Here is a 13,774-nt window from a genome sequence, read left to right as displayed (position 1 = left end):
AGCCCCCATGGCAGAGCGCACGCTGATATCGCCCGCCCAGTTGGGCCGCACCCGAGGCAAACTCCTGTACTGGGCCGTCCTCGGCCTCGTCGTCGTCGGGTTCACCGTCGTCTTCCTCGGCCCGCTCTACTGGATGGTCGCGAACGGCCTCAAGAGCACCGAGGAGTTCGCCGAGGTTCCGCCGACCCTGGTGCCCGACTCCCTCCACGCCGCCAACTACACGGCCGCCTGGCAAGTCATGGACCTGGCCAAACTGCTGTTCAACACCCTCTACTACGCGTTCGGGGCGCTCGCCTTCCAACTCGTCCTCGACGTCGCCGCCGCCTACTCGCTCTCCAGGCTGCGGCCCGTCTTCGGCAAGGCCGTCCTCGGGATGATGCTCGCCACCCTGATGATCCCGGCCACCGTCCTGGTCGTGCCGCAGTACCTCACGGTCCTGGACATGCCGATCATCGAGCGGAACCTGCTCGACTCGCCCTGGGTGATCTGGTTGCCGTCCGTCACCAACGCCTTCAACATCTTCCTGCTGAAGCGCTTCTTCGACTCGATACCCCAGGAAATCCTCGACGCCGCCTCCATCGACGGCGCGGGCGCCCTGCGCTCCCTGCGCTCCGTGGTCCTGCCGATGAGCCGGCCCATCCTCGGCGTCGTGTCGATCTTCGCGATCGTCGGGGTGTGGAAGGACTTCCTCTGGCCCATGCTCACCCTCCCCGACCCGGCCCTGCAGACGCTCAACGTCGGCATCTACTCGCTCTCCACGGGAGTGCCGGAGAACCATCTCATCGCCGCGCTCGCGATGGCCTCCGCCCCCACGCTCGTCATCTTCCTGATCTTCCAGCGCAACATCATGAGCGGCCTGACGGCAGGCTCCCTCAAGGGCTGACCAGCCGCCCGCGGGACGCGCACCGCCGTGCCTGGCCGCCCCCTGTGAAAGGACCCCTCGTGGCTGACTTTCCCCTGCCCGCACGCGACGCCGACTGGTGGCGCTCGGCCGCCATCTACCAGGTGTACGTACGCAGTTTCGCGGACGGCGACGGAGACGGCACCGGTGACCTCGCAGGCGTCCGGGCCCGCCTCCCGTACCTCGCCGAACTGGGTGTGGACGCCCTGTGGTTCACCCCCTGGTACCTGTCCCCGCTCGCGGACGGCGGCTACGACGTGGCCGACTACCGCACCATCGACCCCGCCTTCGGCACGCTGGCGGAGGCCGAGAAGCTCATCGCGGAAGCCCGCGAGCTGGGCATCCGGACCATCGTCGACATCGTCCCGAACCACGTGTCCGACCAACACGTCTGGTTCCGGGCGGCCCTCGCCGCCGGCCCGGGGAGCCCCGAGCGCAAGCTGTTCCACTTCAGGCCCGGGCGCGGGGAGCACGGTGAACTCCCGCCCGGGGACTGGCCCTCACAGTTCAACGGCGCCGCCACCTGGACGCAGGTACCGGACGGGGAGTGGTACCTGCACCTGTTCACCCCGCAGCAGCCCGACCTGAACTGGGACCACCCCGCCGTCCGCCGGGAGCACGAGGAGGTGCTGCGTTTCTGGTTCGAGCGCGGGGTGTCCGGCGTACGGATCGACTCGGCCGCCCTGCTCGCGAAGGACCCGGCCCTGCCCGATCTGGCGGGGCGGTCACCCGAACCCTGGCCCGGCGAGATCCACCCGTACATCGACCGCGACGAACTCCACGACGTCTACCGCTCCTGGCGCGCCGTCGCCGACGAGTACGGGGCCGTCTTCGTCGGCGAGGTCTGGCTGCCCGACTCCGAACGCTTCGCCCGCTACCTGCGCCCCGACGAGCTGCACACCGCCTTCAACTTCTCCTTCCTCAGCTGCCCCTGGGACGCGGACCGGCTGCGCACCTCCATCGAGGAGACCCTCGCCGAACACGCCCCGGTCGGGGCGCCCGCCACCTGGGTGCTGTGCAACCACGACGTCACGCGCACCGTGACCCGCTACGGCCGCGCCGACACCGGCTTCGACTTCGCGACCAAGGCCTTCGGGACACCGACCGACCTCGATCTCGGCACCCGCAGGGCACGCGCCGCGGCCCTGCTGACGCTCGCCCTGCCCGGCGCCGTGTACGTCTACCAGGGCGAGGAGCTGGGCCTGCCGGAGGCCGAGGTGCCGCCGGCCCGCATCCAGGACCCGATGCACTTCCGGTCCGGCGGCACCGACCCCGGGCGGGACGGGTGTCGGGTTCCGCTGCCCTGGACCGCCGAGCCGTGGACCGACCCGTGGCTGCCCCAGCCCGCGGACTGGGGAAGGTACGCCGCCGACCGCCAGGACGGCGACCCGGACTCCATGCTCACCCTCTACCGGACGGCCCTCGGGCTGCGCCGGGCCGCGGCCGGCTTCGGCGGGCGATCGCTGGAGTGGCTGCACGGGCCGCCCGGGGTGCTCGCCTTCACCCGCCCCGACGGGCTGGTCTGCGTGACCAACCTGTCCGACGGTCCGGTCCCGCTGCCGGACCACACGAGACTCCTGCTGAGCAGCTCCGCCCTGGACGACGCGGGGCTGCTTCCGCGGGACACGGCGGTCTGGCTGCGGACCTGACGCCGCGGCCGGACCGCCCGGCACCACCGCCCGCCCCGGCGCACCGCCGCCGCACCCCCCCGCGTACGACTCCTCACAGCCGCCCGTGCCACCCCCCCCACGCATGGAGAGGTCCCTCGTCATGAGCGCAGCACGCATCGCCGCACGCGGCAGACCGGCACGCGCGGTCGTCGCCGCCCTGGCCGCCACCGCGGTCCTCGGGACCGCCGCCGTCCTGCCCCTGCCCACGGCCCTCGCCGCACCGGCCGTGACCGCGGACTCCCTACCGGCGGCCCTGTCACCGCTGGACGTGCCGGGGCGCGGGGCGACCGTGCCCTTCACCGAGCAGGAGGCGGAGCGGGCGGCCGGCACCGGGTCGGTGATCGGGCCGGACCGCACCTACACGAGCCTGCCCGCCGAGGCGTCCGGGCGCAGCGCCGTCCGGCTCGACGCGGCGGGGGAGTACGTCGAGTTCACCCTGACCAAACCCGCGAACGCGATGAGCGTGCGGTACTCCGTACCCGAAAACGCCGCCGGCACCGGGATCAGCGTGCCGATGGAACTGAAGCTGGACGGGACCAGGCTCAAGGACCTGGACTTCACCTCCAAGTACAGCTGGTTCTACGGCAGCTACCCCTTCACCAACCAGCCCGGGGACAAGCCGCACCACTTCTACGAGGAGACCCGCACGCTCTTCGGGAAGACCCTTCCGGCGGGCGCCAAGGTGCGCATCACGCTGCCCTCGGTTGCCGCCACCCCGTGGGCCGTCGTGGACCTGGCCGACTTCGAGCAGGTGGGGGCCCCGGTCGCCCGTCCGTCCGGTTCGCTGTCGGTCACCGACTTCGGCGCCGACCCGAACGGAGCCACCGACTCGACGACGGCCTTCCAGCAGGCCGCCGACGCGGGCCGGGCCCAGGCGAAGGAGGTGTGGATCCCCCGGGGCACCTTCAGGCTCACCGACCACGTGGTCGTGGACCAGGTCACCCTGCGCGGCGCCGGCCCCTGGTACTCCGTCCTCACCGGCCGCCACCCCACCGACCGCAACCGGGCCGTCGGGATCTACGGGAAGTACGTCCAAGGCGGCGGCCACGGCGGCCAGATACGCGCCCACGAGGCGGGCGGGCCGAGCCGGAACGTCACGCTGAAGGACTTCGCCGTCATCGGCGAGATCGCCGACCGGATCGACGACGACCAGGTCAACGCGATCGGCGGCGCGATGAGCGACTCCGTCGTGGACAACGTGTGGATGCAACGGACCAAGGTCGGGGCCTGGATGGACGGCCCGATGGACAACTTCCACATCAGGAACAGCAGGATCCTCGACCAGACGGCGGACGGGGTGAACTTCCACTGGGGCGTCACGAACTCCTCGGTCGAGAACACCTTCCTGCGCAACCTCGGTGACGACGGTCTGGCGATGTGGGCCGACACGAGGAACAACGTCGCCAACTCGTTCGCCCGGAACACGGTCGTGCTGCCGATCCTGGCCAACAACATCGCGATCTACGGCGGCAAGGACATCTCGGTGACCGACAACGTCGTCGCGGAGTCGCTGTCCAACGGCGGCGGGCTGCACGTCGGCAACCGGTACCCGGGAGTGACCCCCGGACAGGGCACCGACGTACAAGGCACGTTCACGCTGTCCCGGAACACGCTCATCCGGACCGGCAACACGGACTACGGCTGGAACTTCCCGATCGGGGCGATCTGGTTCGACAGCCGCGCGAGTTCAATCGACAAGGCGACGATCAACGTCACCGACAGCGACATCCTCGACAGCTCCTACGCGGCCATCCACTTCGTGTCCGGATCCACCAAGGGCGTCCACTTCGACGACATCGACATCGACGGGACCGGGACGTTCGCGCTCCAGTTCAACGACCCGGCCGAACTGTCGATGAGCAACGTCCGGGCCACCCGGATGGGGTTCGCGGAACCGATCCACAGCTGCCTCGGCGCCCAGTTGAAGCTGACGCAGGGAGCCGGGAACACCGGCTGGAACACCAAACTGCCCCAAACCTACTGCGGGCCCTTCCCGCCGGCCGCCACACAGCCGGTACCGGATCCGACATCGACGCCCACGCCCACCCCGACGCCGACGTCCAGTCCGACTCCCACGCCGACCCCGACGCCCAGTCCCACCCCCGACCCCACGCGGAACCTGGCCCGGGGCCGGCCGGTGACCGAGACCTCCCACACCCAGGCGTACGACGCGGCCAAGGCCGTCGACGGTGACCCGAACACCTACTGGGAAAGCGCCGACAACGCCTTCCCCCAGTCCGTCATCGTCGACCTCGGCGCCACGGGCACGGTCGGGCGCGTCGTCCTGAAACTGCCGCCGCCGGCCGCCTGGGCGGCCAGGACACAGACGCTCTCCGTCCTCGGCAGCACGGACGGGACGCACTTCGCCACAGTGGCCCCCGCACAAGGGCTGCGCTTCGACCCGGCGACCGGGAACAGGGTGACGCTCGCCCTCCCGGACGGCACGAGCCTGCGCCACCTGAGGCTGACCGTCACCGGCAACACCGGTTGGCCGGCCGGGCAGATCGGCGAGTTCGAGGTCTACGCGGGCTGACCCGAGGCCCGCCCCCGTCCCCGTCCCCGGACCCTCCGCCCGTCACGGCATCGGCCGCGGCGGGCGGGGGCCGTCGTAGTGCCCGGTCGGCCGCATCCTCAGCGGCCGTTCCTGGTACTCCTCCAGCGCGTGCGCGATCCACCCCGCCGTCCGGGCCACCGCGAACACCGTCTCCCCGGCCTCGGCGGGCATCCCGCAGGACACCGTGAGCACCGCCAGGGCCAGGTCCACGTTGGCGTGCAGCCCGCCACCGTGCCGGGCCATCACCGAGGCCACGTCGCGGGCCGCGCCCAGCGCCGGCCCGGCCTGGTCCAGGGCCTCCAGCCGGGCGAACAGGGCCGTGGCCCGAGGGTCCTCGCCGCGGTACAGCCGGTGCCCCAGTCCCGGCACCCGACGTCCCGCGCGCAGGTACTCCGACACCACCGGGGCCGCCCCGCCCCGTTCCAGGACCTCGACCAGCATCCGGTGCGCGAGCCGGCCGGCCGCGCCGTGCAGCGGGCCTTCGAGCGCGCCGAGTCCGGCCGAGACCGCCGCGTACGGATGGGCCCGCGCCGACGCGGCGACCCGTACGGCCAGCGTCGAGGCGGCCAGATCGTGGTCGACCAGCAGACCGAGTGCCAGGTCCAGGACGGCCAGCGCGTCCGGGTCGGGGTCCAGCGCCGTCAGCCGCGACCACAGCAGGCGGGCCAGCCGGGTGTCGCCGGCCCACCGGGCGGGGCCCTGCTCGGGCAGCGCGCCGACCAGCGTCGGGATCAGACAGCGGGCGGAGCCCAGTACGGCCTCCTCGGACAGGTCGAAGCGCAGCGGATCCGCCACCGCGGCGGCGGCGACGGCCACCCGCAGCCGGTCCAGCGGTCCACCGTGCTCGGGCAGCGCGGCCACGGCCCTTCGGGCGGCGGCCAACGGCTCCGGGGGAGCGACGAACCGGGCGCCGTGCTTCAGCGACCCCGTCCACAGCCACTCCGCCACCTCCTCGTAGCGGTACCGCGAGGCCAGCTCGACGGCGTCCACGCCCCGGAAGTAGTAGCGGTCGGGCTCGATGAGCGTGAGCGAGGTGCGGACGGACAGCTCGCCCGCGTTGCCCCCGGCGGGGCCCGCCGCCTCGCGCCGGCTCCGCCGGGCCAGCGCCTCCACCTCGGCCGCGTCGAAGCTGCTGCCGCGCCCGATCGGATCGCGGCGACTGCCGAGCTGGCCGCGGCTGACGTACGCGTACACGGTTGCGGGTTTCACTCCGAGCAGTCGTGCCGCTTCCCGGGTGTTGATCCGGCGCGGGCCGTCCGCCTCGTCGCTCTCGGCATTCATGACACACACCCTACATAGCTTGATTCAATCAATATTGACAAGCATTCAATCCATCATCGATGGTCAATCCATGAACACCACCGTCGAAGTACCCCGCGGTCTCGCGGGGGTCGTGGTCACCGAAACCGCACTCGGTGACGTCCGAGGCCGCGAAGGCTTCTACCACTACCGCCAGTACTCGGCCGTCGAGCTCGCCGAGAGCCGCACCTTCGAGGACGTGTGGCACCTGATGTTCCGCGGCGCGCTCCCCGCCGGCCTCGCCGAGCGGGACGCCTTCGCCGCCGAGATCGCCCCCCTGCGCCGACTCCCCGACGAGGTGCGAGGCGCCCTGCCCGCACTCGCCCGCGCCACCGCCCTGTCCGGGCCGCTCGCCGGACTCCGCACCGCCCTCTCCCTGCTGGGCGCCTCCGCCGGCTTCCGCCCGGTCTACGATCTCGACCCCGCCCGCCGGGCCGCCGACGCCCTCGCCGCCTGCGCCGCGGTGCCCACCCTGCTCACCGCCCTCCACCGGCTGGGACAGGGGCTGGAGCCGGTGGAACCGCGCGACGACCTCCCGTACGCGGCCAACTACCTCCACATGCTCACCGGGCGCGAACCCGACCCCGTCGAAGCCCGAGCCGTGGAGCAGTACCTGATCTCCACCATCGACCACGGGTTCAACGCCTCGACCTTCACCGCCCGCGTGATCGCCTCCACCGGCGCCGACGTCGCGGCCTGCCTGACCGGGGCCATCGGCGCCCTGTCCGGGCCGCTGCACGGCGGCGCCCCCAGTCGGGCCCTGGACACCCTCGACGCCATCGGCACGGCCGACCGGATCCAGCCGTGGATCCGCGAACGGGTCCGCGCCGGCGATCGGATCATGGGCTTCGGGCACCCGGTCTACCGCACCGAGGACCCGCGCTCACGGATGCTGCGCGGCATCGCGCTCCGGTTCGGCGGCCCACTGGTCGACTTCGCCGTCGAGGTCGAACAACAGGTGGAGGCGATCCTGGCCGAGCTGAAGCCGGGTCGGGAACTGCACACCAACGTGGAGTTCTACGCGGGCGTGGTCATGGAACTGTGCGGGCTGCCGCGCGAGATGTTCACCCCCACCTTCTGCGCCGCCCGCGTGGTCGGCTGGAGCGCCAACATCCTCGAACAGGCCGCCGACTCGAAGATCATCCGTCCGGCCGCCCGCTACACCGGACCGACCCCGCCCCAACCGGTCCCGGCGCTCGGCTGAGCCGCCACGGCGCCGCGCCGGCTACCATCGACCGGGTGAACAGCAGGCAGTCCCACCCCACCATCCCCGTCGTGGTCCTCGCCGGATTCCTCGGATCCGGCAAGACCACCCTGCTCAACCACCTCCTCGTCCACCGGGGCGGTACCCGGATCGGGGTGGTGGTCAACGACTTCGGCTCGATCGAGATCGACGCCATGTCGGTCGCCGGGCAACTCGGCGACTCCATGGTCTCGCTCGGCGGTGGCTGCCTGTGCTGCGCCGTCGACGGCAGCGAGTTGGACGCGTACCTGGAGAAGCTCTCCGCCCCCGCCCACCGGATCGATGTCATCGTCATCGAGGCGAGCGGGCTGGCCGAGCCCCAGGAACTGATCCGCATGCTGATGGCGAGCGAGAACCCGGCCATCCGCTACGGCGGCATGGTGGAGGTCGTCGACGCGGCGGAGTTCGACGCCACCCGGGCCCGGCACCCCGAGACAGACCGCCACCTCGGCGTCGCCGACCTCGTGGTGCTCAACAAGACCGACCGGGTGGACCCGGCCGAGCGCGCCCGCATCGAAGCCGAACTGGCCGGCCTCTGCGCGCCCGGTACCCCCGTGATCGGCGCGGACCACGGGCGGATCGACCCGGAGCTGCTCTTCGACGCGCGCCCCTGGTCGATGACGCGCGGCCAGCTCTCCTTCGAGGACCTGCTGGCGGAGGCGGCCGACGGAGAACGGGAACACGGCGACCACACGGGCCACGCACACGCCGCCTACGAGAGCGTGGAGTTCGTCTCCGAGCAGGCCCTGAGCCCGCGCCGCTTCATCGACTTCCTCGACCGTCGTCCGGTCGGGCTCTACCGGATCAAGGGCTTCGTCCACTTCGGCGTCTCCGGCCACGACGAGCGCTACGAGGTCCACGCCGTCGGTCGTTTCCTCCGCTTCGCCCCCGGCCCCTGGGGGAGGGGCGAAGCGCGGGTGACCCGGCTCGTCCTGATCGGCTCGGGCACGGACGGCCCCGCACTGCTCCGCGAACTGGAGGCCTGCCGCGAGCCGCGACCGCACCTCGCGGGCCCGGAGAGCATGTGGGGCGTCCTGCGCTACGTGGCCCGGCCCCCGCGGGAGGAGACGCCGGACCCCGCCGCCGACCCGGACCCGGACCCCGCCGCCGACCCGGACCCGGACCCCGCGACCGATCCGGACCCCGCCGCCGACCCCGACCAGGATTCCGCCCCCTAGGCGACCTCGATGCCGTACTCGCGCAGGAGGTCCTCCAGGCCGCCCCGGTAGCCCTTGCCGCCGATGACGAACTTCCAGTCGCCGTTCGGCCGGCGCCGGAACGATCCGAGCACCAGGGCGGTTTCGCCCGCCCGGCCGTCGGAGACCTCCAGCTGGTCGATCTCCCGGCCGTCCGGCGTGAGGAGGCGGATCCGGGCGTCGGTGAAGCCCGCCAGGTCGGCGTCCGGGTTGACCTCCGGGTCGATGGCGGCGGCGAGCACCAGGCGGTCGGCGTGGCGCGGCAGCCCGTCGAAGTCGACCTCGACCGCCGCCTTGTCGGGGGCGGCCCGCTCGCGGGAGCGGACCGAACCGTCCGGCGTGCGGGGGTTGTTGAAGAACACGAAGTGGTCCTCGCTCAGCACCCGGTTGCCCTCGCAGACGAGCGCGCACACGTCCAGCGCGACGCCGCCCGACCAGTCCATGCCGAGGATGTTGTGCTCGCCCGCCGAGCCCGGCGACGCCGCCGACGCCGTGCCCGTACGCTGAGCGGGCACCGAGGCGGACGCCGACGCACGCCCCGCCGGGCCGCTCGCCGCTCCGCCGAGGCGCCCCCGGAGCCCGTACCGGTGCAGCAGGTCCACCAACTCGACCCCGGGAACCAACTCCAGCGGCTTGCCGTTGGCAAAGGTGTACGACCCGGGTCCGAAGGACGAGGTGGTGACCAGCACCCCCTTGTTCGCCCCCGCGTCCTGAACCGTGCCGTACAGGTCCCGCACCGCGGTCGGCGGGACCGTGTTCCGGTAGCGCTTGACCTGCACCACGATCCGACCGCCCCGGATCGGGGCCGGGTCCAGCGCCTCCACGTCGACCCCGCCGTCACCGGACCGTTGGGTGGTCACCGCCTCCATGCCCATCGCCCGGAACAGTTCGGCGACCAGGTTCTCGAAAGCGATGGGATCCATCGTGAAGAGGTCCGGCTCCTCCGCGCCGCCGCCCGCGTGCCCGCCGTGGCTGACGACCGCGCCGACCTCGCCCGGCCTGCGGCCCGACCGTACGGCGGCCGGCTGGTCGGGCCGGGTCGACAGCTGCCCGCGCAGCCCGTCGACCAGGCAGTCCACCGCGCTGACCTGTTCCAGGCGCAGCCCGGTGAAGTCGGAGCGCGCCGCGAGCACGGTGGCCAGGACGATCTGCGCCTCCCGGCCGGTCGCCGGATCGTGGTCGTCCACGAATCCGTTGACCACCACCGAGTCCAGCGCGCCGAACTCGTCCGCCGCGTACAGCTCGCGCAGCACCAGCAGCACGCACTGCGCCAGCAGGTCCCGGTACACGGCCCGGCGCTGAGTGGCGGGCCTGGCGGTCTCCTTGTCCTGGTCGGTGCTCGGCACGTAGCGCACCGATTTGGCCTCGGGGACCACCTCGTACCGCGGCAGTTCCCAGTCCAGCACCAACTGCCGGGCCGCCGGGTCGTACGCGGCGGACACCTGCCGCGGCAGGTCCTCGGGCCACGCCGTGGAGGAGTACAGCGCCGCCGAGAAGTACTCCACGGCGGCCTCGGCGTCCCCGGCCCGCAGGGCGTCGGCCAGCTCGGCGAGGCCGCTGTTGTGCGCCCGGACGTCGGCGAGCTGCCCGGCCGCCCACTCGTCGTACTGACGTCGGTAGGAGGCCAGTTGTCCTTGTCGCTGCTGCTCCGCCGCGTGGGCGGCCTGCCAGGCCCGGGTGTACTGCTCGTGCGCCTCGCGCTCCGCCTGCGCGCGCCGGTTCGAGCCGCCGCCCCAGCCGCCGCCCTGCTGCTGGAACTGCTGGAGGTGTGGCATCGGCACGGGGTGGGCGAGTGTGCCCGGGGTGAAGGGCTCCAGTCGCTCGGAGCGGACCAGGGCGGCCATGCGGAAGGCCGGTGCCCGGCAGCCGGCCGCCAACAATCCCTGGAGGGCGGCCACTTCCGCGTCGAGTCGTTCGGTCCTGCGCCGGGCCTCGGCCTCGCGGTGCTGTTTGTACGCGGCCTGTTGTTCCCGCTGTCCCCGGGCCACGTCCCGTTCGCGGGCGCGCTGTCTGCGCTCGGCCTCGCGCTGCTGGATCAGTTGAGTCCGCTGCTGTTGGCGCTGGGCCTCGGCCCAGACCCCGATCAACCCGCTCGACCGACGACTCATCAGATCCGCTCCCCCGCCCCCACCGATATGTATCAAGAAAACACTCATGGGCGTGCGGGGTGCGCGGTCCGAAGACCCCGCACCCCGCACGCCCCGGCATCTGACACGTCAGTCGCCGCACGTCGCGAGGCGTCGCCCCACAGGGCGCCCCCGCACGGTGTGTCCCGTTACAGGGCGCCGCCCGCCAGTGCCCCGACGGGAGCGGGCAACGCCGTGCCCGACCCGTCACGGCGCGGGTCGACGGCCGGCAGCGCCGCCGGGGCCCCGTTCTTGGAGGACGCCCGGACCGGGGCGCCCCCGGCCCATGCGAGCACCAACACGTCCTCGCCCTTCAGGAACCGCTGGCAGCGCACGCCGCCGGTGGCCCGTCCCTTGCGCGGGTACTGGTCGAAGGGGGTCAGCTTCGCCGACAGCAGCGAGTCGTCCAGCGTGCCGTGCGAGCCGGCGACCGTGAACACCATGGCGTCCCGGCCCGGGTCCACGGCCGAGAAGTGGATCACCTTGGCGTTGTCGGCGAGCTTGATGCCCGCCATGCCGCCCGCCGGGCGGCCCTGCGGGCGCACCTGGGCCGCGGGGTAGCGCAGCAGTTGGGCGTCGTCGGTGATGAAGACCAGGTCCTCCTCGCCCGTGCGCAACTCGACCGCTCCGACGATCCGGTCGCCCTCCTTGAGGGTGATGACCTCCAGCTCGTCCTTGTTCGCCGGATAGTCCGGCACGACGCGCTTGACCACGCCCTGCTCGGTGCCCAGGGCCAGGCCCTGGGAGGACTCGTCCAGCGAGAGCAGGCAGACCACCGTCTCGTCCGCCTCCAGCCCGGTCAGGAACTCCGTGACGGGCGCGCCTCCCGCCAGGTTCGGCGCGGAGTGGGTGTCCGGCAACTGGGGCAGGTCGATCACCGACAGCCTCAGCAGGCGACCGTACGAGGTGACGACACCCACGTCGGCACGGGCCGTCGCGGCCACCTGCGAGAGGATCAGGTCGTGCTTCGCACGGGACCCGCCCTCCTCCTCGGGCAGCGGCTCGGCGTTCGCCGTACGGGCCACCAGACCCGTGGACGACAGCAGGACCCGGCACGGGTCGTCCGCGACCTCCAGCGGAACCGCCGCGATGGCCGTGCCCGCCGACTCCAGCAGCACCGTCCGGCGCTCGGTGCCGAACTTCTTCGCCACCGCCGCCAGTTCCGAGGAGACGAGCTTGCGCAGCTCGTTGTCGGATTCCAGGATCCCGGTCAGCTCGTCGATCTCGCCGGCCAGCCGGTCGCGCTCGGACTCCAGCTCGATCCGGTCGAAGCGGGTGAGCCGGCGCAGCGGGGTGTCCAGGATGTACTGGGTCTGGATCTCGCTGAGGGAGAAGTGCTCGATCAGGCGTTCCTTGGCCTGCGCGGAGTTGTCGCTGTCCCGGATGAGGCGGATGACCTCGTCGATGTCGAGGAGCGCCACGAGGAGCCCCTCGACCAGGTGCAGTCGGTCGCGCCGCTTGCCGCGCCGGAACTCGCTGCGCCGCCGGACGACCTCGAAGCGGTGGTCGAGGTAGACCTCCAGCAGCTCCTTGAGGCCCAGCGTCAGCGGCTGGCCGTCGACCAGTGCCACGTTGTTGATGCCGAAGGACTCCTCCATCGGCGTCAGCTTGTAGAGCTGCTCCAGGACGGCCTCCGGGTGGAAGCCGTTCTTGATCTCGATGACCAGGCGCAGGCCGTGCGAGCGGTCGGTGAGGTCCTTGACGTCCGCGATGCCCTGGAGCTTCTTGGAACCGACCAGGTCCTTGATCTTCGCGATGACCTTCTCGGGGCCGACCGTGAAGGGCAGTTCGGTGACGACCAGGCCCTTGCGGCGCGGGGTCACGTCCTCCACGGCGACGGTCGCGCGGATCTTGAAGGTGCCTCGACCGTTCTCGTAGGCGTCCTTGATGCCGGCGAGTCCCACGATGCGCCCGCCGGTCGGCAGGTCGGGACCCGGCACGAAGCGCATCAGCGCCTCCAGGTCCGCCTCCGGGTACCGGATCAGGTGACGGGCGGCCGCGATGACCTCGCCGAGGTTGTGCGGGGCCATGTTGGTGGCCATGCCGACGGCGATCCCGGAGGCGCCGTTGACGAGCAGGTTGGGGTACGCGGCCGGCAGGACGACCGGCTCGCGCTCCTGGCCGTCGTAGTTCGCGGCGAAGTCGACGGTGTTCTCGTCGATGCCGTCCGTCATCAGTGAGGCGGCGTCGGCCATCCTCGACTCGGTGTAGCGCATCGCGGCCGGCGGGTCGTCGTTGCCGAGCGAACCGAAGTTGCCGTGGCCGTCGACCAGCGGCAGCCGCATCGAGAAGGGTTGGGCCATGCGCACCAGGGCGTCGTAGATCGACGCGTCACCGTGGGGGTGGAGCTTGCCCATCACCTCGCCGACGACGCGCGCGCACTTCACGTAGCCGCGGTCGGGGCGCAGGCCCATCTCGTTCATCTGGTAGACGATGCGCCGGTGCACCGGCTTCATGCCGTCACGGGCGTCGGGCAGGGCACGGGAGTAGATCACCGAGTACGCGTACTCGAGGAAGGAGCCCTGCATTTCGTCGACGACGTCGATGTCGAGGATCTTCTCCTCGAAATCCTCCGGCGGCGGGGTCTTCGTGCTGCGGCGGGCCATCGCTGCGCGGCTCCTTAACCATGAAAGGGGGGTGTACTCGGGGTCTGACGGGGACTGACGGGCTGTGGCCGCAAGGCTGGGTCGGCCTTCCGGACAGTGGTGACGCGGACCATTGTGTCCCGAGGCACCGACAACGCCGACTCCGACCCAGGAGTGAACCCGGGAACTTCTCCGGTGGT

At 71.9% G+C, this 13,774-nt stretch carries 8 protein-coding genes; 5 read left to right on the top strand and 3 right to left on the bottom strand.

Annotated elements, in window-relative coordinates; translation table 11 throughout:
- The first annotated feature begins 7 nt into the window (after positions 1 to 7).
- The 3 genes from OG906_RS09905 (at position 8) to OG906_RS09895 (ending at position 5,104) form a co-directional block, all read left to right on the top strand.
- Positions 8 to 883 carry a carbohydrate ABC transporter permease gene (locus OG906_RS09905; protein WP_329441856.1) on the top strand — a complete coding sequence of 292 codons (876 nt, stop codon included), beginning with the start codon at positions 8 to 10 and terminating at the stop codon, positions 881 to 883.
- Positions 884 to 942: 59 nt separating this feature from the next.
- On the top strand, positions 943 to 2,550 hold the full coding sequence (locus OG906_RS09900) for a glycoside hydrolase family 13 protein (protein ID WP_329441854.1): 1,608 nt from the start codon (positions 943 to 945) through the stop codon (positions 2,548 to 2,550).
- A 121-nt stretch (positions 2,551 to 2,671) separates the two neighbouring features.
- Positions 2,672 to 5,104: a discoidin domain-containing protein gene (locus OG906_RS09895; protein WP_329441853.1), complete on the top strand. Its 2,433-nt coding sequence runs from the start codon at positions 2,672 to 2,674 to the stop codon at positions 5,102 to 5,104.
- A gap of 42 nt (positions 5,105 to 5,146) precedes the next feature.
- Here OG906_RS09895 and OG906_RS09890 read toward each other — a convergent pair whose 3' ends face one another.
- Entirely contained in the window at positions 5,147 to 6,406 is a 1,260-nt protein-coding gene (locus OG906_RS09890) for a citrate synthase (RefSeq protein WP_329441851.1), read from the bottom strand.
- 70 nt (positions 6,407 to 6,476) lie between these two features.
- On the opposite strand from OG906_RS09890, the gene OG906_RS09885 reads away from it, so the two are divergent.
- The gene (locus OG906_RS09885; protein ID WP_267802458.1) at positions 6,477 to 7,628 is read left to right on the top strand and encodes a citrate synthase/methylcitrate synthase; all 1,152 of its coding nucleotides are present in this window, start codon (positions 6,477 to 6,479) and stop codon (positions 7,626 to 7,628) included.
- Between the two features lie 35 nt (positions 7,629 to 7,663).
- Positions 7,664 to 8,845 (top strand): CobW family GTP-binding protein, encoded by a 1,182-nt coding sequence (locus tag OG906_RS09880; protein WP_329441848.1) that lies wholly within the window; start codon positions 7,664 to 7,666, stop codon positions 8,843 to 8,845.
- Here the strand turns inward: OG906_RS09880 and OG906_RS09875 are convergent.
- Both OG906_RS09875 and OG906_RS09870 read right to left on the bottom strand, forming a co-directional pair.
- Positions 8,842 to 10,971: a restriction endonuclease gene (locus tag OG906_RS09875; RefSeq protein ID WP_329441846.1), complete on the bottom strand. Its 2,130-nt coding sequence runs from the start codon at positions 10,969 to 10,971 to the stop codon at positions 8,842 to 8,844. The two genes, OG906_RS09880 and OG906_RS09875, sit on opposite strands and share 4 nt — an antisense overlap.
- A 167-nt stretch (positions 10,972 to 11,138) precedes the next feature.
- On the bottom strand, positions 11,139 to 13,595 hold the full coding sequence (locus tag OG906_RS09870) for a DNA gyrase/topoisomerase IV subunit A (RefSeq protein ID WP_329441844.1): 2,457 nt from the start codon (positions 13,593 to 13,595) through the stop codon (positions 11,139 to 11,141).
- Between the last annotated feature and the right edge of the window lie 179 nt (positions 13,596 to 13,774).

The sequence above is a fragment of the Streptomyces sp. NBC_01426 genome (genome assembly GCF_036231985.1).
Lineage (GTDB): Bacteria > Actinomycetota > Actinomycetes > Streptomycetales > Streptomycetaceae > Streptomyces.
The sequence above is the reverse complement of the archived record's forward strand: the minus strand, read 5'-3'. Positions and strand labels throughout refer to the sequence as shown.

Coding starts and splice junctions, on each gene's coding strand:
- OG906_RS09905 (WP_329441856.1), top strand. CDS start 8: ATGGCAGAGCGCACGCTGATATCGCCCGCCCAGTTGGGCCGCACCCGA.
- OG906_RS09895 (WP_329441853.1), top strand. CDS start 2,672: ATGAGCGCAGCACGCATCGCCGCACGCGGCAGACCGGCACGCGCGGTC.
- OG906_RS09890 (WP_329441851.1), bottom strand. CDS start 6,406: ATGAATGCCGAGAGCGACGAGGCGGACGGCCCGCGCCGGATCAACACC.
- OG906_RS09885 (WP_267802458.1), top strand. CDS start 6,477: ATGAACACCACCGTCGAAGTACCCCGCGGTCTCGCGGGGGTCGTGGTC.
- OG906_RS09875 (WP_329441846.1), bottom strand. CDS start 10,971: ATGAGTCGTCGGTCGAGCGGGTTGATCGGGGTCTGGGCCGAGGCCCAG.
- OG906_RS09870 (WP_329441844.1), bottom strand. CDS start 13,595: ATGGCCCGCCGCAGCACGAAGACCCCGCCGCCGGAGGATTTCGAGGAG.